General features: G+C 71.2%; 18 protein-coding genes. 7 read left to right on the forward strand and 11 right to left on the reverse strand.

What is annotated here, in order from left to right:
- The first annotated feature begins 2 nt into the window (after positions 1-2).
- The 3 genes from ACZ47G_RS12265 to ACZ47G_RS12275 are packed head-to-tail and all read left to right on the forward strand — an operon-like array spanning position 3 to position 6030.
- Positions 3-5087, forward strand: coding sequence for an HD domain-containing protein (locus tag ACZ47G_RS12265; RefSeq protein ID WP_465741661.1), 5085 nt, complete (start codon positions 3-5; stop codon positions 5085-5087).
- On the forward strand, positions 5084-5434 hold the full coding sequence (locus tag ACZ47G_RS12270; protein ID WP_465741663.1) for a hypothetical protein: 351 nt from the start codon (positions 5084-5086) through the stop codon (positions 5432-5434). The genes ACZ47G_RS12265 and ACZ47G_RS12270 overlap by 4 nt, the downstream gene beginning before the upstream one ends.
- Positions 5431-6030, forward strand: coding sequence for a hypothetical protein (locus ACZ47G_RS12275; RefSeq protein WP_465741664.1), 600 nt, complete (start codon positions 5431-5433; stop codon positions 6028-6030). The genes ACZ47G_RS12270 and ACZ47G_RS12275 overlap by 4 nt, the downstream gene beginning before the upstream one ends.
- A gap of 67 nt (positions 6031-6097) precedes the next feature.
- Here ACZ47G_RS12275 and ACZ47G_RS12280 read toward each other — a convergent pair whose 3' ends face one another.
- The gene (locus ACZ47G_RS12280; RefSeq protein WP_465741665.1) at positions 6098-6424 is read right to left on the reverse strand and encodes an antibiotic biosynthesis monooxygenase family protein; all 327 of its coding nucleotides are present in this window, start codon (positions 6422-6424) and stop codon (positions 6098-6100) included.
- A 97-nt stretch (positions 6425-6521) separates the two neighbouring features.
- Positions 6522-6932 carry a cupin domain-containing protein gene (locus tag ACZ47G_RS12285; protein WP_465741666.1) on the reverse strand — a complete coding sequence of 137 codons (411 nt, stop codon included), beginning with the start codon at positions 6930-6932 and terminating at the stop codon, positions 6522-6524.
- 62 nt (positions 6933-6994) lie between these two features.
- On the opposite strand from ACZ47G_RS12285, the gene ACZ47G_RS12290 reads away from it, so the two are divergent.
- On the forward strand, positions 6995-7471 hold the full coding sequence (locus tag ACZ47G_RS12290) for a MarR family winged helix-turn-helix transcriptional regulator (protein WP_380523442.1): 477 nt from the start codon (positions 6995-6997) through the stop codon (positions 7469-7471).
- 16 nt (positions 7472-7487) lie between these two features.
- Here the strand turns inward: ACZ47G_RS12290 and ACZ47G_RS12295 are convergent, their stop codons facing one another.
- The gene (locus ACZ47G_RS12295; protein WP_465741668.1) at positions 7488-9590 is read right to left on the reverse strand and encodes an MDR family MFS transporter; all 2103 of its coding nucleotides are present in this window, start codon (positions 9588-9590) and stop codon (positions 7488-7490) included.
- Positions 9591-9876: 286 nt separating this feature from the next.
- Here ACZ47G_RS12295 and ACZ47G_RS12300 point away from each other — a divergent pair, with 286 nt between their 5' ends.
- On the forward strand, positions 9877-10983 hold the full coding sequence (locus tag ACZ47G_RS12300) for a peptidoglycan-binding domain-containing protein (RefSeq protein ID WP_465741670.1): 1107 nt from the start codon (positions 9877-9879) through the stop codon (positions 10981-10983).
- Between the two features lie 76 nt (positions 10984-11059).
- On the opposite strand, the gene ACZ47G_RS12305 is transcribed toward ACZ47G_RS12300, so the two are convergent.
- The 3 genes from ACZ47G_RS12305 to ACZ47G_RS12315 form a co-directional block, all read right to left on the reverse strand.
- Positions 11060-11644 (reverse strand): TMEM165/GDT1 family protein, encoded by a 585-nt coding sequence (locus ACZ47G_RS12305; RefSeq protein WP_465741672.1) that lies wholly within the window; start codon positions 11642-11644, stop codon positions 11060-11062.
- Positions 11645-11937: 293 nt separating this feature from the next.
- The gene (locus ACZ47G_RS12310) at positions 11938-13557 is read right to left on the reverse strand and encodes a dolichyl-phosphate-mannose--protein mannosyltransferase (RefSeq protein WP_465741674.1); all 1620 of its coding nucleotides are present in this window, start codon (positions 13555-13557) and stop codon (positions 11938-11940) included.
- A 480-nt stretch (positions 13558-14037) separates the two neighbouring features.
- Positions 14038-15336 carry an MFS transporter gene (locus ACZ47G_RS12315; RefSeq protein WP_465741676.1) on the reverse strand — a complete coding sequence of 433 codons (1299 nt, stop codon included), beginning with the start codon at positions 15334-15336 and terminating at the stop codon, positions 14038-14040.
- A 155-nt stretch (positions 15337-15491) separates the two neighbouring features.
- Here ACZ47G_RS12315 and ACZ47G_RS12320 point away from each other — a divergent pair, with 155 nt between their 5' ends.
- Positions 15492-16076: a MarR family winged helix-turn-helix transcriptional regulator gene (locus ACZ47G_RS12320; RefSeq protein WP_380455321.1), complete on the forward strand. Its 585-nt coding sequence runs from the start codon at positions 15492-15494 to the stop codon at positions 16074-16076.
- 115 nt (positions 16077-16191) lie between these two features.
- Here the strand turns inward: ACZ47G_RS12320 and ACZ47G_RS12325 are convergent, their stop codons facing one another.
- From ACZ47G_RS12325 to ACZ47G_RS12335, 3 genes are all read right to left on the reverse strand, one after another.
- The gene (locus ACZ47G_RS12325; protein WP_465741679.1) at positions 16192-18009 is read right to left on the reverse strand and encodes a glycosyl hydrolase family 18 protein; all 1818 of its coding nucleotides are present in this window, start codon (positions 18007-18009) and stop codon (positions 16192-16194) included.
- A gap of 313 nt (positions 18010-18322) precedes the next feature.
- Positions 18323-18835 carry an FxLYD domain-containing protein gene (locus ACZ47G_RS12330; RefSeq protein ID WP_465741681.1) on the reverse strand — a complete coding sequence of 171 codons (513 nt, stop codon included), beginning with the start codon at positions 18833-18835 and terminating at the stop codon, positions 18323-18325.
- 327 nt (positions 18836-19162) lie between these two features.
- Entirely contained in the window at positions 19163-19723 is a 561-nt protein-coding gene (locus ACZ47G_RS12335; protein ID WP_380455326.1) for a DoxX family protein, read from the reverse strand.
- A 239-nt stretch (positions 19724-19962) separates the two neighbouring features.
- On the opposite strand from ACZ47G_RS12335, the gene ACZ47G_RS12340 reads away from it, so the two are divergent.
- Positions 19963-20595: a MarC family protein gene (locus tag ACZ47G_RS12340; protein ID WP_465741684.1), complete on the forward strand. Its 633-nt coding sequence runs from the start codon at positions 19963-19965 to the stop codon at positions 20593-20595.
- Between the two features lie 25 nt (positions 20596-20620).
- Here ACZ47G_RS12340 and ACZ47G_RS12345 read toward each other — a convergent pair whose 3' ends face one another.
- Both ACZ47G_RS12345 and ACZ47G_RS12350 read right to left on the reverse strand, forming a co-directional pair.
- Positions 20621-21160, reverse strand: coding sequence for an NADPH-dependent FMN reductase (locus ACZ47G_RS12345; RefSeq protein WP_465741686.1), 540 nt, complete (start codon positions 21158-21160; stop codon positions 20621-20623).
- A 109-nt stretch (positions 21161-21269) separates the two neighbouring features.
- Positions 21270-21704 carry an Lrp/AsnC family transcriptional regulator gene (locus ACZ47G_RS12350; protein ID WP_033348146.1) on the reverse strand — a complete coding sequence of 145 codons (435 nt, stop codon included), beginning with the start codon at positions 21702-21704 and terminating at the stop codon, positions 21270-21272.
- Positions 21705-21783: the final 79 nt, after the last annotated feature.

Genomic DNA, 21783 nt, shown 5'->3' on the forward strand with positions numbered 1-21783 from the left:
CCGTGGACGAAGGAACGCGCAAGGCCTTGCTGATCGGGGTGGGCGAAACCCCAGCTGCGGCGCATCGATTCCCGCCCTTGCAAGGCGCGGTCACCGCGGACCTCCAAGAGTTGGGCGCGGCCCTCACCGACGCCGGTTACGACGTCGAACCGCTGCGGGACCCGACCCGCAATGAGATCGCCGACCGCATCACCCGGATCGCACAGGACGCCCCGGTCGGCAGCACCCTGCTGTTGTACTTCTCCGGACACGGCGTTCGGATCCGCGACACCGACTATCTGCTGCCCTCTGACGCGTTGGCTCCCGCCGATGGCGATCCGGCGGCCTGGGAACAACCACACATCACCGAGTCCCTGCTCGACGCAGACATCAGCAAGTACCTGTCCGGCTGCACCGCGGGAACGGTCCTGTGGCTGATCGACGCCTGCCGCTCGCCGGAGGACAGCGGTCCGGTGGCCTTCGGGAGCAGCATCACCAAGGGCCCGCCACATGCCGGGTTCGCCGTCATGATCAGCTGCAAGCCCGGGCAACGGAGCGGTTACACAGCCGACGGCAGTTTCTTCACGCAGGCACTCGCCGAGGCATTCGGTCCGCTGACCGAGGCCGCCACCGTGGAACAGGTCTACCGGACGGCCTCCCTGCGCACCCGCCAACTGGCATTGCGCCATCGGGCGGACCGGCAGGATGCCCAAGTTCGCTACGGGGATGACTTGGAGGAGGAGACCCGACGGACGGTCGTCGCCCCGAGTAGACGGCTGCTGGAACCGTGGCGCGAGGCCGTCCGCGCGCCCGAGCTGTGGAGTCGGGTACCGGCCTCGGACACGAACCTCACAACCCGCTTCCAGGAGCTTCTCTCCGCCCTTGCCGCCGAAACGGCGCGCCACGTCCATCTCGCCCAGGCGGGCCGGATCGATCCGCTGACCCAGACACGTCTGACCGACCTCTGGGCCGACAACGACTTCCCGGTCCGGCTCCTTCGGGACCGCCTGCCGCAGTTGCTCACCGAGGATGCCGAGCTGTCCGCGCTGGAGGTCACCGCACTGGTGGCCGGAGTCTTCCTGCACGAAGCGGCCTGGGCCGACCGGCTCAGTCAGGCGAAGGAAGTCTCCCCCTACTACGTCCGGCCCCTGAACGACGGTGAGATCCTTCGGTCGCAGTACGAGCAGGTCGTCAAGCACCATCCGCAGGTCGCCGAAAAGCTCTCCCAGTCCTACCTGTGGTACGACGATCCGCCGGAGGAGAAGCGGACGGTCGCCATGTGGCTGACGCACCGCTGGATCGCGGACCGTTTCGAGACCGATGACCGACCGGTACCGGAGGGGAGAGCCACCAGGTTCGCCGCCCAGTTGTTGGGAGTCGATCCGTCGGACGCAGCCGACCGCGCTGGACGTGTCCACGAGCTGTCCGCTGCCCTCCAGCTGATCGCCGCCGGCCGCACGCTGGGGCTGCCACCCGAGGATGCCATCGCGCTCCCGAATCGGTACGCCATGCCCGGACGGGTCCAGGAACTGCGCATCCGCCCGCTCGCCGCACTCCTGCGCCTGGCCGGTCTGATGGCCTTCGACGCCCGCACCCTGCCCGACGTCCTTGCCGAGCACCTGGCCGTCTCCGACTCCGTACGGCCACAGGAGGTGGTCGACGTCCTGCGGGAAGCCGTCTGGGACACGGAGAACAATGACGGCGGACTACGCGACCTGCACCTCGACGCCGTATGCCCGCATCCTGCGCTGCACGCCACGCTGAGTGCCGTCGTGGAGGATGCTGACGAGGTCAGCCAGACCTTGCGCGACGCGGCCCGCACGATGGCCTCCCGCGATGCGCTGCTCCTGACCGGACTACCGGCCCGGGTCACCGACCGGCGACTGCGTCCGGCAGACTTCAGGGGCCAACGGGCTTACGACGTACCGCTGTTGCGGTTCTCGCTCGCGCAGACGGAGGTGCGCCGGCTACTGATGGGAGAGAAGCTCTACGACGGTGAGCGAAACCTGGCATTGCGCGAGATGTACCAGAACGCCTTGGACGCTTGCCGTTACCGGGAGATGCGCCTGCGATACCTCGCGGGTACGGGCGGTAAGCCGGCACCATGGTCCGGCACTATCCGGTTCACCACTGGCACCGACGGCCGAGGTCGCTACGTCGAGTGTGTCGACAACGGTGTCGGCATGACGGTCGACCAGCTCACCAGCACATTCACCCAGGCGGGACGCCGTTTCGAGCAGGCCCGCGCGTTCCGGAGGGAGCAAGCGGCGTGGCTTCGCCACGACCGCTCACTGCGGCTTTACCCCAACAGTCGGTTCGGGATCGGCGTCTTCAGCTACTTCATGCTGGCCGAGGAGATGACGATCACCACGCGGCCGGTCGACGAGGTGGGGAGACTCGCTGACACGGCGTTGAAGGTGGAGGTGCCGAGCAGCGGCAGCCTGTTCCGTGTCCAGGAGGAGGGTGGGCACGACGGGCCGCTCCCCGAAGGCGGTACCCGTGTCCGTCTCTATCTCCGCGATCCTGACGCCCTGACCGGCTCGGCATGTGCCGCGGTGCTCCGGTCACTGGTCCACCTCAGCGAGTTCAGACTGGAGGCGTGGAGCGAGAACGGCTGCGACAGCGTGTGGCTGCCGGGCGTCCTCCAGGATGGAACGGGGCAGAGGACCATCGAGGCGAGCACGGCCGTCGAAGCCGTACCGGGGACGCTCTGGTGGGTCAAGGACGACGGCGCGATCCTCTGCGACGGCATCGCCACCGATGCGCGTCCGTTCGGCTACGTCCTGAACCTGACCGGCTCGCACTCCGGCGAGTTGAGCGTCAACCGCAAGAAGCTGGAGACCTACGACAAGGCCTGGCAGGCGGACCAGTGGCGGTGCGGGGCCCAGGCCCTCGCGGGCTGGGCCGAGCTGGACCTCGACTGGCTCCACCAGTTGGAAGGCCGGAACCTCGCGGCGGCCCGGACGGTCTGGAAGGAGTGGCGAGGCCGCGGGATCCGGATCAGGGGCCGTTACCGACAAACGGTCGATCTGGACAAGGTCGGTTGGTTCGGCATCGACGAACAGCTGGGCGACAAGAACCGCTACGACCACGAGAACCGGGCGATCCGGGACGCCGTCCGACCCTGGCGATCGACGATGTTGCGCACGCCTCTCTCCGGAAGCTGGCGCGCCTCCTTCTCCTCATCGGGACACCCGGTACCCGAGCCGGGTTGGTCCCAGATCGCCACGAAGGCCACCCAGGACTGGCGTACCGTGGTCTCGTTGGCCTACTCGCAAAACATCACACCGGCGAGTGTGCTCCGCGCGGCCCGCGGGCTGCGGGTCGCACACCCCGTCCTCGCCGGGCCAGCCGTACGCGAAGGCGAGCTGGACTGGAAGCCGACGTTCATCGACTCGGTCATCATGGACGGTCTGCTTCCCCCCGATCGGTTCAGTTTCGATGCCAGGACGAATCGACAGTCCCCGGGGGCCCCCGGCCACGGCTACCGACACGCGCCGTCCGACCTCAGCGGCATCGTCCGCGCCTCCGAGACGACCAGTTGGGCGCTCGGCGAGTTGGCCGAGGCCTGCGCCCGCTACACCCCGTTCCTCCCGGCCCCGCTCGGCGAGGTACCGGAGCATCACCGCCATCACGTCTGCGGCAAGGACGACCTCGCCCTGCTCTACCAGCAGGCGGACGAGCGAACCTGGCGACCACTGGCCCACCCCTGGGACGTGCCCGTGGCAGCCGACGCCCTCGATCTGAGCATCGCGGAGACCTGGCGGCGAATCTCCCGGTTCTCCTGGCTCGGACGCCCGGCGCCCGACCACACACTCGCTGACCTGTGGGCCAAGATCCCGTTCGACCTGGCACCGGTGTTGCGGCGCTACGTCGTCCAGACCTCCGACGGCAGTGCGATGCTCCCCTGGGCTGCCACGATCGACCTGGCCGCTGAATGGGGGATCTCCCTCCGCAAAGCGGAGAAGCTCCTCGCCCGGCAGGCGGAGCAGCTGCAACTGGTTCACCAGCGCCGGTATGCGGACGGATCGGCCGGACGCGGTCATGTTCCCGAGGAAAAAGCCGGATCGGTCGTCGCCTGGCTGCACGGTCTGGGCCTTCGACTCGAGAACGGCATCTCCCTTCGCGATCTCGCGTTCGCCCGTATGTACGAGATGCCCTGGCCCGAACTCGGCGACGCGGTGGACGAGTTGCGTGCCGCAGGAGTGAACATACCGAACGCCGCCCAGCTCCTCCGGGTTTGGGATGATCTACCGTTGCCCAGCCGATACGCGTTCTCCGGTCGTGATCCGTCCTTCGACGCTGCCGACTACCCTGTCCTTCCCAGTTCGGAGGTGCTGTTCACCGGCTGCCAGCAGTTGAGGCAGAAGCTCTCGGTGCTGTGGAAGACAGCGGCCAAGGAATCCCGCCGACTGGGACTCGGGGCCGAGCTCCTGGCCCCCGATCTGAGCGACGAACTGAAGAGCTACCGGCCGACCTGGGACGAAATCCATGCGCTGATCGACTTCGGCGACGACGAGGAGTACGACGAGTGGGTCGAGAGCCCCCGTTGGGCGCGCCTCACTCCGGCACGTCTCATCGGCTACGCCCGCGCGAAGAACGTCGGCGCGCGCGCCGCGTTCGAACTACTGGCGCCCTTGCGGGCCATCGGCGCACTGGTTCCCGAGCTCGCCACCGAAGCCGTCGCCGCACTGCCCGAAGACGTGCCGAACGAACAGGACGTAGAGGCGCTGGATCCGACCTGCCGCTTGTCCGGACAGGACGACCCACTCGATCCGCTCGACCTCATCAGCATCGCAGGCCGACTCGGCGAGCCGGCAAGCCGCACCTGGCAGCGAATCATGCCGTACCTCTCGCTGGAGTCGACGATCTCGCCGATGACCAGCGCCCCCGACATCGTTCCGACTTGGCAGGACCTGACGATCCTCTCAGTGGGCCTCAACGGCATGCTGCCGGCGGTGAAGGGCGGGGTGACACCGGAGCGACTCGCTTTCGCCGGCGCCGGGATCGGAGAGTCATCCAGGTTCGTGCGAGAACGCCTCCTGCGCTACGCGGAACTCTTCGACCTCGAACTCCCACCGGAAACCGAGACACAGGAACCGAATTGACGCAGCGCACATCGCACGACTTCGACAAGCCCTATGCGGAGGAGGACCTCGGCGTCATCGACTCCCCGGGCTTCAGCCAATCTCCCGCTGCCGACGGGCGTGGAATCATCGTGCGCGGCATCTGTCCGCGTTGCCACGGTCACACCGAGACGGAAATCCCCCGAGGAATCCCCGGGGTCGGCACCAAGGGACTTCTCGATCTGCTCATCGGGCAGCAGCACGATCCGGACGAGTCCGAGCCGCTGGTCACGGAGGTGCACTTCTGCGAATGCGGGCACATGCACCCCGAACTCCCCCCGGACTCCGCCTTCATCGGCTGTGGTGGCAGCTGGAGGATCCGAGCGTGAGCAGCCGTTCCGATCGCCGCTGGGCCGAACTCGCCCGTGAACTCGAATTCACCCGCCTGCCCGAACTCCGCCGACAGGCCGAGGGTTGGCGAACCGGGCTGACCGGGCTGACGGCGCTGCTCACCGTACTGGCCCTGCTGAAAGGCCGGGACAATCTGGCCGACCTGCCGGACTGGGCTCGCTTCGTCGCCACCGGCCTTCTGGTGGGGGCGTTCGCGCTGCTCGTCACCGGCTCGCTCCTGGCGATGCGAGCGGCCCACGGGGCTCCTGAGCCGGAGATGCTGCTCGGCGGACAGGCACTACGCCGGTGGAACGAGCGGGAGGCGTCCCGGGTGACCAGGGCTCTGGCCCGGGCGTCAGCCTGTTCCGTGCTCGGCCTGGTGCTGATCGTGGGCGCCGTTGCCGTCGCCTGGACGACCACCCAGGCCAAGGCCTCGAACCTCGTCAGGGTCACGACCCCCTCCGGCGGGTCGTGCGGTGAACTGGTATCAGCGGATCAGCACCAGGTTCTGATTCGCCCGACCGCACTCGTCACCGGAGTGTCGTCCATACCCACGGCGACTCTGCTCAGTATGTATCCCGTCACATCGTGCTGACAGTCACCCGCCGGGGTGTCCGCCCGGAGCATACGAACTCCGGGCGGACGATTCGCCTTTCGCCGGTTCAGGCCTTCGGGCCGGCCGACTGGACGACCTCGAAGGACCACAGCGTGGAGCCCGAGGCGGCCGGCCGCTTCGGGGCCTCGCCGCCCTCGCCGCCGCCCTGGTGGGCGGACTTCATCGGGCCCTCCATCCAGGCCTTGAAGGACTCCTCGTCACGCCAGCGGGTGTAGACCAGGTACTGGTCGGTCCCCTCGACCGGGCGCAGCAGCTCGAACCACTCGAAGCCGTCGGAGTTCTCCACCGCGCCGGCCCGCGAGGCGAAGCGCTGCTCCAGCACCTCGCGCTGCTCGGCGGGCACCGTCAGTACGTTGATCTTGACAACGGACATGCCGCTCCTCAGTGAACTGGTCCGCCGGGGCCCGTACGGCCGCCGGCTCGGTTGCTCCCTACGAGCAGCAGTCTGCTACACCTCACACGCCGCCGGTTCAGGCGATCCATGCCGGGAGGAGGCGTTCCGCGTCGCGCGGGGCGAGGGCGCAGGCGCCGTCGGGGGTGCGGGCGTCCGGGTTGTAGGCGTGGGACGGGGAGGGGGAGGCGACCAGGGCGGTGAAGCCTTCGGCGGTGGTGATGCGGCGGGGCGCGTCGGCGGGGAGGACGAGGGTGTCGCCGGCGGCGATGGTCAGGGTTTCGCCGGACAGGGCGACGGTGGCCGAGCCGGCGAGCAGGGTCCAGATCTGCTCGGTGTCCATGGCGTGCAGCGGTCCCTGCCGGTCGGCGGGCATCTCGACCCGCCACTGGGCGAGGGCGGTCGCGCCCTGGGTGGGCGAGGCGAGGGTGGTCATGACGGCGTTCGGGGTCTCGGTGCGACGGGCGTCGGCGGAGCGGATCACGGGCATGGCGAAGGAACCCCTTAAGGTGGACAATGTCGTTGTCTATATGGTCAATGAGGTTGTCTATCATGTCAAGTGACCCCGCCCCGCCCGGCTTCGAGCTGCCGCTGCGCCTGCTGCTCGCGTTCCGGACGATCATCGACGAGCTGCACGAGCGCATCGCCCGCGAGGGCCACCCCGACCTGCGCCCGATGCACGGCTTCGTCTTCCAGGCGATCGGCCCCCACGGCACCACCGCCGTCGAACTCGGCCGCCGGCTCGGCGTCTCCAAGCAGGCCGCGGGCAAGACCGTCGAGAACCTGGAGCAGCTCGGCTACGTCGAGCGCGGCAGCGACCCGGCCGACGCCCGGCGCAAGGTGGTCCGGCTCACCGACCGGGGCGTGGACTGCCTGGTCCGCTCCGCCCGGATCTTCGACGAGCTGCGCGCCGAGTGGTCCGCCACCCTCGGCGAGGAGCAGCTGCGCCGGATCGAGGACGGCCTGCGGCAGCTCGCCCCCGGGGACCCGTTCCGGCTCGACACCCCGCGCTGGTTCGGCGGCCCGTGAACCCGTGAAAGAGGTCTCAGAACGACCGCCCCTCCCCTCGGTACGGCGGCTGGGGGTCGAGCGGCGGGTCGGGCCGGTCGCGCCGGTCGGCGCAGAGCGCGGAGCTCAGCCGGGTGAGCAGGGCGGCGAGGTCGTCGTACTCCTTCTCGTCCCAGTCCCCCAGCAGTTCGGCGAGCTGGGTGCGCCGGGCCGCGACCAGGCGCAGCGCCGCCTCCTCCCCCGGCTCGGTGAGCCGCAGCGGCAGCCCGCCGGAGCGGGCGGCGAGGCCGCGGCCCTCCACCTCCCGGACGGCCTCCTCGACGACCGAGACCGGGACGATCCGCCGCTCGGCCAGCTCGGCGGGCTCCACCGAGCCGTGGTGGTGCATCTGCAGCAGCAGCCAGCTGGAGGCGGGCAGCAGGTCGAGTCCGGCGGTGGCGGTGATCCGGCGGAAGAGGTCGCGCCGGGCCTCCCGGGTGCTCAGTACGGACAGCGCGCGGGCGATCTCGTCCAGGGAGGAGCGTTCGACCGGGTTGATCCCGATGGACTCGCTCAGGTCGGGCGCGGTCACCGTGGAGCGCAGCTTCTGCTCGCGCAGGAACAGCGACAGCACGAAGGCGACCACCGCGACGGGCACCGCATAGAGGAACACCCGGGTGATCGACTCGGCGTACGCGTGGTGGACACCGGCCTGGGCGGCGGCGGGCAGCCGGGTGATCAGGCGAGGGTCGGCGGTGATCGCCTCCACCTGGAAGCCCGGTGGCAGCGGCTGCCCGGCCAGGGCGTCGGCGAGCCGGGAGCGCAGGCCGCTGGCGAAGATCGTCCCGAAGATGGAGACGCCGAAGGAGGCGCCGATGGAGCGGAAGAAGGTGGCGCCGGCGGTGGCCACCCCGAGGTCCTGGTAGCCGACCGAGTTCTGCACGATCAGCACCAGCACCTGCATCACCAGGCCCAGCCCGAGGCCGAAGACCAGGAAGTAGAGGCTCATCTCGGCGGTGCTGCTGTGCTCGTCCAGCCGGGAGAGCAGTAGCAGGCCGACCGTGGTGACGGCCGTCCCGGCGATCGGGAAGATCCGGTAGTGGCCGGTGCGGGCGACGATCTGGCCGGAGCCGATCGAGGTGACCAGCATGCCGAGCACCATCGGCAGCATGTGGATGCCGGACATGGTGGGCGAGACCTGCTGGACCACCTGGAGGAAGGTCGGCAGGTAGGTGAGGGCGCCGAACATCGCGAAGCCGACCACGAAGGAGATCACCGCGACCAGGCTGAAGGTCCGCGAGCGGAACAGCCGCAGCGGCAGGACGGGCTCGGCGGCCGCCCGCTCCACCTGGACGAAGACCAGCAGCAGCGCCAGGCCGAGCACCCCCAGGCCGACGACCTGCCAGGAGCTCCAGGCCCAGGTGGTGCCGCCGAGCGAGGTCATCAGCACCAGGCAGGTGGCGACGGCGGCGATCAGCGCGGTGCCCAGGTAGTCGATCCGGTGCTCGCGCCGGACCTCCCGGCCGTGCAGCACCGCGGCGATCACCACCAGGGCGACGACGCCGATCGGCAGGTTGACGTAGAAGACCCAGCGCCAGCTGAGGTGGTCGACGAACAGGCCGCCGAGCAGCGGTCCGAGGACGCTGGTGACGCCGAAGACGGCGCCGAAGACGCCCTGGTACTTGCCGCGGTCCCGAGGGGCGACGAGGTCCCCGACGATCGCCTGGGAGAGCACCATCAACCCGCCGCCGCCGAGCCCCTGGAGCGCCCGGAAGGCGATCAACTCGCCCATGTCCTGGGCGAGTCCGCAGAGCATCGAGCCGATCAGGAAGATCACGATGGAGGCCTGGAAGAACCGCTTCCGGCCGTACATGTCGCCGAGCTTGCCCCAGAGCGGGGTGGCGGCGGTGGAGGCGAGCAGGTAGGCGGTGACCACCCAGGACAGGTGGTCCAGGCCGCCGAGGTCGCTGACGATGGTGGGCAGCGCGGTGGAGACGATGGTCTGGTCGAGGGCGGCGAGCAGCATCGCCAGCAGCAGGGCACCGATGGGCACCCACAGGTTGGGGACGGTGACCTCGGGCGGGCCGGACTCGGCCGCCGGGCTCCGGTCGGACGCGGCACGGGGGTACCCCCGGCCGGAGGTCGGGGGAGGGTCCGTCATGGCGTCTCCGTAGGGTCGCGGGGTGGCGGGGCCGGACCACCGGACGCCCGGTGGATGATCACTCCCGGTTCCCCATGCTGGCAGATTCGTCCCGTTTTGCGCCGCCCGGTTGAGCCGAACGTAAGCACCCGGGCCATCCCACGCGCCCCGGCGGTTTCCGCCGGGGCCAACCACCACCAACCGGCACAACACCCCCGCCGGGGGCCGGACGCCCCTGTCCACCCTCCGGGACGTCCTGCATAATCAGGCGCGATCGCGAGACCCGAGAACCGAGGAGGACCGGCCGATGCCGGACCAGCACTGCCCGACGTGCGGCACCGCCCGCTCCACCGGGTGCGGCTGCCTCCCCGACCGGAGCCTCGACGAGACCGCCGTCCTCCCGCACCTGGAGGGCCCACCGCTGGTCCGCCCGTACGTGCCGCAGGCGCCGGACCAGGTCGCGGACGAGCCGCCGCTGACCACCGACCCGTTCGCGACCACCGTCCTGCCACCGGTCCAGCCGGGCCGACCGGTCCAGCCGGGTCAGCCGGCCCAGCCGGGTCTCCAGGGCAGACCGGGCACGCCCCCGCTCGGGCCGGACGCGGACGCCTACGCGACGACCGTGCTGCCGCCCGTCCCGGGCCCCGCGCCGGACGCGTACGCGACCAGCGTCCTGCCACCGGTCCAGCCGGTCCAGCCGGGGCCGCCCGCCCCGCCCGGCGGCGGGGACGACCTCGGCTACTTCCCGTTCGGCAACGGCGCACCCGAACCCGGCGCCGCCCCCGGCGGACGGGCCGCGCGCCGGGCGGCCGAGCAGGCCGAGCGCAGCCCGTTCGCCGGGCGCAAGGGACTGATCGCGGGCATCGGCGCCGGACTGCTGGCGCTCACCGTGGGCCTCGCGTACGCCGTGACGCCCTCCTCCGAGCCGGCCCGCCGGGCCGCACCGGCGCCCAGCACCTCGCTCGCCCCCGCCCCGGTGGACCCGCCGACCCTGGCCGCCCCGCCGACCGACTCCGCGGCGCCGACCACCGAGGCGCCGAGCCCGACCCCCACGCCCACCCGTAAGCCGAGCCCGACCAGAACGCCCACCCCGACGCCCACCCCCACCCCCACACCGACACCGACCCCCACCCCGACGCCCACACCGACCCCGACGCCCACCCCCACGCCGACGGCCACCCAGACCCCGCGGGTGCTCCAGATCGGCATGAGCGGACCGGACGTCAAGGCGATGCAGCAGCTGCTCTACAACGCCGAGTGCGGCTACGTCGACAAGTCGATCATCACCGGCACCTTCGACTACTGGACCCGCACGACGTTGCAGGACTACCAGGGCCAGAACCGCATCAAGGGCGAGAACGGCGTCTACGGTCCCAAGACCCAGGCCGTCCTCACCGCCGACCCGGGCTGCTGACCCCGCCGCTGCCCCCGGCCGCCGGGCCGCTGGCCCCCCGCCGCCGGTCCGCGCCGACCGGCGCGGGAGGTCACCGTCAGCCGGTGATCGCCCCGAAGATGCTGACCCCGGCCAGCACCACCATGATCGCCGCCGCCACTCGGATGATCAGCTTCATCGGCACGTGCTTGAGCAGCTTCTGCCCGCCCACGATGGCGATCCCGCCGACCGCGCACAGCGCCAGCCAGGAGCCGAGGCCGACCGCCAGCGGATCGGCGTACTTGGCGGCCAGGTTGGCGGTCATGATCTGGGTCAGGTCGCCGAACTCGGCGACCGCGACGACCAGGAAGCTGGTCCCGGCCACCTTCCAGAAGCGGTTCGAGGACGGCTCCTTGGCGGCGTGCTCGTCCTCGTCCTCCCCGCCGTGGAACAGCAGCATCGCCGCGCCGACCAGGAACAGCACGCCGGTGATGCCCTCCACCCACCGGTGCGGCAGCAGCGAGAGCAGGTGCCCGGCGACCAGCGCCAGCACCACCTGGACCAGCATCGCGGCGGCGACACCCGCGAAGACGTAGCTCGCCCGGTACTTGGTGCCGAGCACCAGGCTGGCCAGCGCGGTCTTGTCCGGCAGTTCGGCCAGGAAGATGATGCCGAACGTCAACGCGGCAACGGTCAAACTCATCGGAGGAATCCCTCGGTCGGGCTGCCCGGCCTCCGCAGGTCCGTCAGGGGACGCTTCGGCCCGACAGCACTGGAAATGGTCACAGCACTGCGGCCGAAGGTCTCGCCGGCACCCGCCAACCGAGCGGTGCCCCGGGCGCCGGGCCCGTGAGGGCCAGTATGTCGACGGTCCGGTGGAGGGCTACTCCCCTTCAACGCGCCCCAGCCTACCCGACGCCGTCGAACACCCCGCCGTGACCGCCGCCGTGACCGCCGGCGGCACCGGCGGCGGCACCGGCAGCGGCCCCGCGGGCGTCAGATCCAGCTGGTGAACCACATCCGGTCCTGCCAGGACGACATCGGGATCACCTCGCCCGTGTACAGCGGGTAGAAGAAGGCGAAGCAGCCGACGATCGCGAGCACGATCAGCCCGGCCGCCGCCGCGCCGTACCGGCGGCGCCGGGGGCTGCAGCCCACCGGGCCGAGCATCGCGCCGAGCATCTGGGCGACGGCCAGGCACAGGAACGGCACCAGCACGACCATGTAGAAGGAGAAGATCGTCCGCTCCTGGTACTGGAACCAGGGCAGGTAGATCCCGGCGACCGCGCACAGCACGGCGCCCGAGCGCCAGTCCCGGCGGAAGAACCAGCGCCACAGCAGGTAGACCAGCGCGAAGCAGGCCGCCCACCAGAGGAACGGGGTGCCCAGGCCGAGGATCTGGGCCGCGCAGCCGCCGGAGGAGGTGCAGCCGCGGGTCCCGCCCTGGGCCGGTTCCCAGTACATCGAGACCGGGCGGCCGTCGACCAGCCAGGAGAAGGGGTTGGACTGGTAGGTGTGCGGGGTGCTCAGGCCGGTGTTGAAGTCGTACATCTGCGAGTGGTAGTGCCACAGACTGCGCAGCGGCCCGGGCACCCAGCTCATCGAGACCTGCGGCAGCGGGATGCCGAAGGCGTGGTCGGGGGAGAGCCCGGCGCGGCCGTCGGCCCAGTGCCGGTCGTAGCCGCCCTCGCCGTTCGCGCCACTGGCCAGCCAGCCGCTCCAGGCACCGACGTACACCACCACGGCGGAGCCGACCATGGCGAGGAAGGCGGGTACGGCGTCCCGGCGCAGCATGGAGCGCCAGGGGCGGCGGGCGCCGGCGCCGCGGCGGCCGGACTGGTCCCAGAGCACGGTCAGCAGGCCGAAGGCGGCCAGGATCGGGGCGCCGTTCCACTTGACCGCGCAGGCCGCGCCGATGAGCACCCCGGCGGCGATCCGCCAGGGGCGCGGGCCGAGCCGGACGGTGTCGCCGTCGGTGGCCGCCGCCAGCCGGGCGCGGGCATGGTCGCGGTCGACCAGCAGGGCGCCGAAGGAGGCGAGCACGAAGAACATCTGGATGCCGTCGAGCAGTCCGACCCGGCTCATCACCAGTTGGAGGCCGTCGACGGACATCAGCAGGGCGGCGGTGCAGCCGATCAGGGTGGAGCCGAAGAGCCGACGGCCGATCCGGGCCAGCATCAGCACCGCGAGGGTGCCGAGCAGGGCGGTCATGAACCGCCAGCCGAAGGGATGCAGCCCGAACAGCTGTTCGCCGATCGCCATCACCCATTTGCCGAGCGGCGGGTGGGCGATGAACTCGGGCGCGGAGGTGAGCGGGATGGACTGCGGGACGGCCAGGATGTCGGCGTTGGCGTGGTCGGGCCAGGTGCCCTCGTAGCCCTGCTGGAGCAGGGACCAGGCGTCCTTGGGGTAGTACGTCTCGTCGAAGACGAAGGCGTTGGGGTAGCCGAGGTTCCAGAACCGCAGCAGGCCCGCGAAGACCGCGACGCCGATCGGGCCGAGCCAGCCGGAGTGGTCGGCCGCCCAGCGGAGCAGACCTCCGCGCGGGGCCGGTGCCGGATCCGGGTCGGCGGTGGCCCGGGCCGCCGGGGGGTGCGTGAGCGCCGCTTGCGTCATCGGATACCTCCGGGGATGCCCCCGCTTCGACAGGGGGAAGGAACCAGATTTCCCGACACAGCGGCTCGGGCTTCAACGATTCACTCATTCGGGCGAATCGCCACCCTATCCGCTCGGGATAATCCGAACTGGCGATAGGTTGTCGATGCCCGGTCGGCGAGAACCAAGTCGGCCGGGCCTACCGCCGGGCTGGCGGGATGTCAGGTCTGTGGAGCTGACGTAAGGCCGATGGGCGGCACACCGTCCCTTCGCTGGTGATCCAGGTCGGCGAACGGCTGTGAAGCAGAAAGCCCGACCCGTGAGGGTTGGAGTCCCCCGCATTCACGCTGGGGATGATGTCAAAGCCTCGCCGATTCGCCGTCTCAGGTGCCGGCGGGAGCCGGGCGATCGACAGCCACTGACCCTATGGGGCAGCAGTCGGGAAGCCAAGCGCGACGGGCGCCGACCAGGTGATCTGGTCGGCGCCCGCTTGGATATTCGTCACGCGGCGGTCTGCAGCTCCCGCTCCCGGACCGGGGCCGGGGTGCGGACCACGGCCGGGGCCGCGTTGTCCTGCTCGGCCGTGAGGTACGGGCGCAGCCGCAGCGCCAGCAGGACGATCAGCAGCGTCGAGCCCGCCATGGCCGCGAGGTAGAGCGGCCAGGTGCCGGAGCCGACCAGCAGCACGCCGACGGCCGGGCCGACCGCGATCGCGATCTGCTTCACCAGGGCGTACCCGGCGTTGTAGGTGCCGAGCAGCCGGGCCGGGGCGAGGTCCGCGACCATCGGGCCCATGGTGGGCGCGAGCAGCGACTCCCCGACGCCGAACAGGGCGTAGATCGAGACGATGGCGACCGTGGCGGCCATGGTCTCCGTCCGTATCAGGCCGGCCACCAGGGCCATCGCCCAGGCAGCCAACCAGACCACGCCGGCCGCGGCCATCGCGGTGGTGCGGCGGCGGCGCGCGGTGATCCGCACCATGAACATCTGCAGCACCACGATGGTCACCGCGTTGGCGCCGATCGCGAGGCCCAGGGTGGACGGCGCGGTGCCGACGGTGTCGGTGGCGAAGGCCGCGACGCCGGACTCGAACTGGCCGTAGCAGGTGAAGAAGATCAGCCCGGCGAGGATGCTGAGCCGCACCATCGCCTTGTCGGCGAGCAGGGCGCGCAGGCCCGTCGGGCCGTCGCTCTGCTGCTGGACGACGCTCAGCTGGGTCTTGGGCATCCGTGCGGTGCCGGTGACCAGGGCCAGGCCGAGGAAGGTGATCGCCTCGATGGTGAACAGCCGGGTGAGGCTGGCCGGGTCGGCGACGTTCACGATCTGCCCGCCGACCAGCGCGCCGATGCCCATGCCCAGGTTGACCAGGGTGAACTGCAGCGCGAAGGCGTGCGAGCGGGTCGCCGCCGTGGAGCAGCGGACGATCATCGTGGCGAGCGCCGGCTGGCAGGTGGTGACACCCGCGCCGAACAGGAACGAGGAGACCAGCAGGGCCGGGGTGCCGGTGGCGTGGCCGAAGGCGAACGCGCCGGTAGAGGCCAGCGCCGCACCCACCAGCAGCACCGGACGGGGACCGTAGCGGTCGATGCCGCGCCCGGTGAACGGGAGCACGGCCAGCGCCGCCAGCGCGAAGACGGTGAACACCATCCCGGCCGCCAGCGAACCCAGCCCGCGCACCTGGTCCACGTACACGAACATGTACGGCATCGTGAACCCGCTGCCGAACGCACTGAGCGCGTTGCCGATCTGGACGCGGCGCAGCGGGCCGCCCGCCCCGCGCTGCTGCCTCTGCTGCTTCACCGTGCCGGTCACCGTGCACATCCCTTCTCTATTTCGACTGGAACTCTTAAGCCCGGAAGATTTCAGACCTAAACTGTGACGAGATAAAGTCTTAGCACCGGAAGACTGCGGAGTCAAAGGCTTAAGGAGTGCACGCCCGTGCGACACTGGTCCGCATGACTACGGACAAGCCGTCGCCGGCTGCCGACAAGCCGCCGCGGAGCACTCCCCTGGAGCTCGGCATCGCCGAGCAAGTCGCCCTCTACCAGCGGGAGTTCCCCACCGTCGACCCTCAGGTCGAGACGATCGTGCAGACCCTCAACCGGGTCTCCCGGCGGATGGGCGTCGCGTACGACCGGCAGCTGACTGTGCTCGGAATCACCTCCGCCGAGTGGGAGGTGCTCAAGGCGCTGGTGGTGAGCGGCAGCCCGTACCAGCTGGGGCCGGGCGAGCTGGCCAAGCGGCTGGGGCTCACCCCGGCCGCGATGACCCACCGGATCGACCGGATGGTGGCCGAGGACCTGGTCACCCGGGAGCGGGACGAGTCCAACCGGGTGCGGGTGATCATCGAGCTGACCGAGAACGGCCGCGACAAGTGGCTGGAGTCGATGCGGATGGCGGCGGTGTTCGAGGAGGAGCTGCTCCAGGACATCGCGGGCGAGGAGCGCACCGCGCTCTCCGCCCTGCTGGCCCGGATGCTGCGGCGGATCGAGGAGAGCCAGCCGGACGCGCTCGGGCGCACGGCCGACCTGGCCCCGTGACGCCGGTTCGACGGGAACGCGTGAGTCCGGCCCGCCGGGGGTGCTCCCCCGGCGGGCCGGACTCGTTCCAGGTCAGGTACCGCTCAGCTGCTCAGCCGCTCAGCCGCTCAGCCGCTCAGCAGGGACCGTTGTCGGTCCAGACGCCCCACTGGCCGCTCTGGCTCGGGTCGTCGCCCTTGGTCCACCACTTGTTGGTGTAGTAGTGGCCCTTCCAGGAGACCTTGGTGCCGCCGGCCGCGTAGGTGGCGTTCGGGTCCCAGCTCGGGGCGGCCGGGCAGGTCGCCGGCGAGGACGGGGTGCCGGTCGGGGTGCCGGTGGGCGTGCCGGTCGGGGTGCCGGTGGGCGTGCCCGTGGGGGTGCCGGTCGGGGTCTGGGTCGGGGTCGGGGTGCCGGTCGGCGGGGCCGGGCAGCCGGCCGCGGAGCCGTTGGTGGCGTTCACCATCGTGTCGAACAGGGTGGTGTTGGTACCCAGGTCGTACAGCGAGAAGGCGAAGGAGCCGCCGAGGCCGTTGCAGTGCGCGTAGTCGAGCTTGGCCTGGACGGACTTGGCGTTCTCACCGCTCCAGAAGGTGTTGCCGTCGTAGAAGTAGGCGGCCTTGGCGTCGTCGTCCCAGTAGGTCTTGGACGGGTTGTCGACGAAGCCGGCCAGCTCCTTGTACATCTGGATGCCCGGGACGTTGCCGGACATCGCGGCGCCGGCGGCCGGGGCGGTGGCGGGCTGGAAGAGGCCGTTCTTGCCGTTGTTCTGGACGCCGGTCCAGCCGCGGTAGTAGAACGGCACGCCCATGTTGATCTTGTTGGCCGGGAAGCCGCCGGGGATGCCGTACTGGGCGTCGCCGGCCGTCCAGGCCTTGATGGCGTTGTCGATCGAGTACTTGCCGTTGCCCGGCTTGGCCGGGGTCGACGGGTCGTTCGGGCCGGAGTACAGCGGGGCCTGGTGGTTGGTCGGCCCCTGGGGGTCCCAACCGCCGTGCATGTCGTAGGTCATGACGTCGAGGAAGGTCAGGTACTGACCGATCTTGTCGGTCTCGACGTTCATGATCTTGTCCTGGCCGGCGCCGACCGCCGCCGACAGCGCGTAGGTCTTGCCGTCGGCCTTGCCCTGGGCGTCCAGCTGGTTGCGGAACTCCTGCAGCAGCAGGGTGAAGTTCTGCTTGTCGGCCGGGCTGGAGATGTTGCCGGTGTGGCCGCCGCCGCCCGGGTACTCCCAGTCGATGTCGATGCCGTCGAAGAGGCCCTTGCCCGTACCCGGACCGCCGTAGCCGGCGTCGGACGGGAGGTTGCCCTTGATGAACATGTCGATGCAGGACGAGACCAGGTGCTTGCGCGAGGCGTCCGTGGCGGCCGCCGACGAGAAGTACTTGGAGTAGGTCCAACCGCCGATCGAGAGCAGGATCTTGAGGTTGGGGTTCTTCGCCTTCAGCTTCTTCAGCTGGTTGAAGTTGCCCGCGATCGGCTGGTTCCAGACGTCGCCGACGCCGTCCACCGAGATGTCCGCGCCGAAGCTCTTCTGGTAGTCCGCGAAGGCGTCGGCCGCGCCGTCACCGGCGTTGGGGTTGTTGTCGTTGGTGTCGGCGGCCTTGGTCGCCTCGAAACAGCCCAGGTCGGTCGGGGAGATGTTGGCGAAGTCGTAGATCAGGTAGTCCAGCTTCCCGGCCACGCCGGTGTCCTGGATCGTCTTCGGGTAGTACGCGTTGGCGTAGACCGACCACTGGTCGTAGTAGGCGACCTTGATGCCGCCGCTGGTGGCGGGCGCGCCGGTGGAGTTGGTGGTCGCGGCGTTGGCCGCGCCGCCGCCGGTCAGCGCGAGGCCCGCGCCGAGCAGCAGGGAGGCGGTGGTGCCGGCCGCGATGGCGGCCAGGCTCTTCGGGCGGCGCCGGCGGGGCCCGTCCGGAGCCGGGGTCCCGGCCCTTTCAATGCGTGAGCGCAGCATGGGTGCGTGACTCCTGGGTGTGGGGGTTCCGTCGCCCGGTGGGGTGGCACATCCGGGGTGGGGCCGGACGACCGGGACATGACAGACAAGGGGTGGGAATCGAGCGGGCAGGCCTTTGACGGACACCGGGATGTGCCGAACCGGCGCCCCCGGCACGAGGCCGGTGACGCCGGTTCAGGGGCTCCCTGCACCTGGGCAATAAAAATGGACTAGACCAACTCCCCCGTCAAGGGGTGCTGTTGGCCCTTGAGACCCGCTTAAGGTTCCGCGCCGCGCCGACCGCGGCCGCGAACCGGGCCTGAGCTGCGGCGGTTCAGTAGCGGACGGCGTTGGCCACCTCGGCCTTGACCGTCCCGGAGAGGTCCCGGTTGGCGTGCGCGGTCGCCTGGGCGCTCCCGCCCGCGGCCACGTCGTCGACCGTCACCGCGGTCGCGTCCAGCAGCTTGCCGCTCCCGTCGGTGAAGTTCACCTGGACCACGTACCGGTACGACTGCTGCCCGTGGTTGGTGACGGTCAGCTGCACCTGCGGCTTGCCGTCCGAACCGGTCGACACCGACCCGACCGAGACGTCCCCCTTGGCGTCCAGGCCGCCCTTGATCCCGGCGACCGCCGAGGAGGCCGCGGAGATCGCCGACGAGGCCTCCGCCTCCGCCGAGGAGATCGCCCCGCCCACCCCGCCGGCCGCCGAGGCCAGTGCCGAGGCGGCGGAGGCCGCGGCGCTCGCCAGCTTCTGCGCCTCCCCGGCCGCCGAGGAGGCCGAGCTGCTCGCGCTCTTGCCGGAGGAGCAGCCGGCCAGCACCGCCGAACCCAGCACGGTGACGGCCAACACCCCCGTGACGAGCCTGTGTTGACGCTTCACCGGTACGGCCGGGCGCGGCCCGGAGGCGACTCGGACGGGCGGCCGACGGTCCGTGCGGTCCATGGGGTCCATGGGGTCCTCGTTCCTTCCCGGCGCCGGGCTGCCCGGCACACTCCCCGCCCACCTTCCGAGCCGCCCGCCACCCCCGCCAGCAGGGGTGCTGCCTCCGGGTGACGCCCGGGCCGCGCCACGGGGCGGGTCCGACGCTTCCCACCGGGCGCGCGGCGCCGGACGGGAACCACCGGACGGGAACCGCCGGACGGGAACCGCCGGACCGGAACCGTCGGAGCGGCCCTACGACAGCCCGGAGCCCTCCTGCTCGTCCGCCTCCACCGCCGCCCGCTCCTCGCGCAGCCGCACCAGGTGACGGCGCCGAGCCACCACCCCGTACGCGCCCGCCGCGCTCGCCACGAAGGCCAGCGCGCCGACCCACGGCCGGTCGAAGACGTGCCCGGTGCAGTGGTCCAGGGAGTACCGCCCCGGGCCGGCCAGGCCGATCGCCAGCCCGGTCGCGCCGAGGAACGCCGGGTACTCGTAGCCGCCACCGGTCATGAAGAAGCCCGCCGGGGCGTGCACCGCCACGGCGCCGGCCATCGTTCCGGCCACCACCGCGCCGGCCGCCGGGGTGGCCAGTCCGGCCACCAGCAGCGCGCCGCCGCCCGCCTCGCCGAGGCCCGCCGCGATGGCGCTCTCCCGGGCCGGGTGGAAGCCCATGTGGTCCATCGCCTGGGTGGTCCCCTCCAGGCCGGCGCCACCGAACCAGCCGAACAGCTTCTGGGTGCCGTGCGCGATCAGCACCCCGCCGACCGCACTGCGCAGGGCCAGCAGGCCCAGGTCCTTACGGTTCAGGCACATGTCGCATCCTCGTTTCCGCCGAGGAGTGGTCGTACCGCCGGGGAGCGGTCGCACCCACCTCCGTGGCACCTACCTCCATGGCACCCGAGAGCGCTCGCCCGTTCGAGCCGGGACCGCCATCCGGGCGAATCCGCCCACTGTGCGGAATGAACCGCGAACGGGGAGATCCGCGCCACGCCCGAGCGCGGGGCGTGGCGTGGCGGAGCGGTCGCACCCGGCGCCGCGGTCATGCTGGGCCCATGTTCGTCTTCAACCTCGGCAGCGCCTTCATCACCTTCTTCGCCGTGGTCGGCCCGCCGAAGACCATGCTGTCCTTCGCCCGGCTGGCCGGTACCCGCAGCAACCGGGAGCTGCGCGGCCTGGCCGCGCTGAGCACCGTCATCTCGGCGGTGATCGGCCTGGTGCTCGGCTTCGGGGCGGACGAGGTCACCACCCTCTTCCACATCAGCGACCAGTCGCTGCAGCTCGCCGGCGGGGCGATCTTCTTCGTCTACGCGGTCGCCCTGGTCTTCGGCCTGCACCTCGGCGCGGACGGCGACGACGACGATCACCTGGCGAACCCGCTGGCGGACGGCATCCGCGAGCTGCTGCTGCCGTACATCGCCAGCCCGCTCGCGATCACCGCCGTGCTGGTCGCCTCGCTCAACCGGGACGACTGGGGCTGGAAGGCCGCCGTCGCCGGGGCGTACGTGGCCGTGGTGGCACTCAACTACGTCTGCGTGGCCGTCCTCGCACCGCTGATGCGGCGCACCCACAGCACCTCGCTGGAGGTGCTGTCCCGGCTGCTCGGCCTGCTGCTGGCGGCGGTCGGCGTCGAGCTGTTCCTGGAGGGCCTGGCCGGGCTCGGGGTGCACCTGCCGGCGGCGCACTGACCGCGGCGCACCGACCGCGGCCGGCTCAGCCGGCCGCCAGGCGGGCCAGCACCTCGCCGATCCGCCCGCGCACCGCCGGGTCGGCGACCAGCCCGTCCGGGCCGACCGCGCCGCGCTCCAGTGGGATCCGGACGCAGGCCTCCGCCAGCACCGCCGCGCCGGTGTAGCCGAGCACGGTGCCCAGGGTGGCCTCGGCGCCCCGGCCGCGGCCCGGGCCGGCGCAGTTGATCCAGGCCGCGGGCTTGTCCGAGATCTCGATCCCGCCGACCGTCCAGTCCAGCAGGTTCTTGAAGGCCCCCGGCAGCGTCCCGGCGTACTCGGGGGTACAGACCAGCAGCGCGTCGGCCACCCCGATCGCCGCCCGCAGCGCGGCCACCGGCTCCGGCAGCGGGTCGGTGTCGTGGTCCGGGTTGAAGTGCGGCAGTCCGGCCAGGCCCGGGTAGTACGTGGTCCGGAGGCCGGGCAGGGTGTCGGCCACCGCGGCGGCGGTGCGCAGCACGGCCTCGTTGGCGGAGCCGGCCCGCAGGCTCCCGGACAGCAGCAGGATGTGGCGCTCGTTCGGCATGCCGAGGAAGCTACTCCCTGACGTCGACGTCAACGCACGGCGGCCGGTACCGCACGACCGCCGGTGCCACACGACCGCACGACCGCGCGGCCGCCCGGCCGCCCGGCCGTCAGTTCGGCAGCAGCGGGCGCCAGGGCACCGGGCTGGAGAGGATCATCGAGCTGGCCGGCGGCCCGTACCCGCCGAGCCGGTCGCAGAGCGCCTCGAACTCGGCCATCGTCGCCACCGCGACCAGCAGCACGCAGCACGCCCCGCCGGTGACCCGGTGCAGTTGCAGCACCTCCGGCCAGGTCGCCACCTCGGGGTCGCGCAGCACGCAGCGCGGGCCGTAGCACTGGACCTGGACCAGTGCGGTGATCGGCAGTCCGGCCCGGGTGGGGTCGACGTGGGCGTGGTAGCCGCTGATCACCCCGTCCGCCTCCAGGCGGCGGACCCGTTCGGCCACCGCGGGTGCGGACAGGCTCACCCGGCGGGAGAGTTCGTTGTACGAGAGCCTGGCGTCGGCCTGCAGTTCGGCCAGCAGGCGGCGGTCGACGGCGTCCATGGCGGCTCCCGAGAAGCGTTGCGATCGGCGGTTTTACATTCATTAAGCAGATCGACCGAACGCCTCGCGAACGACAACC

Source organism: Kitasatospora sp. NPDC030952 (assembly GCF_055571335.1).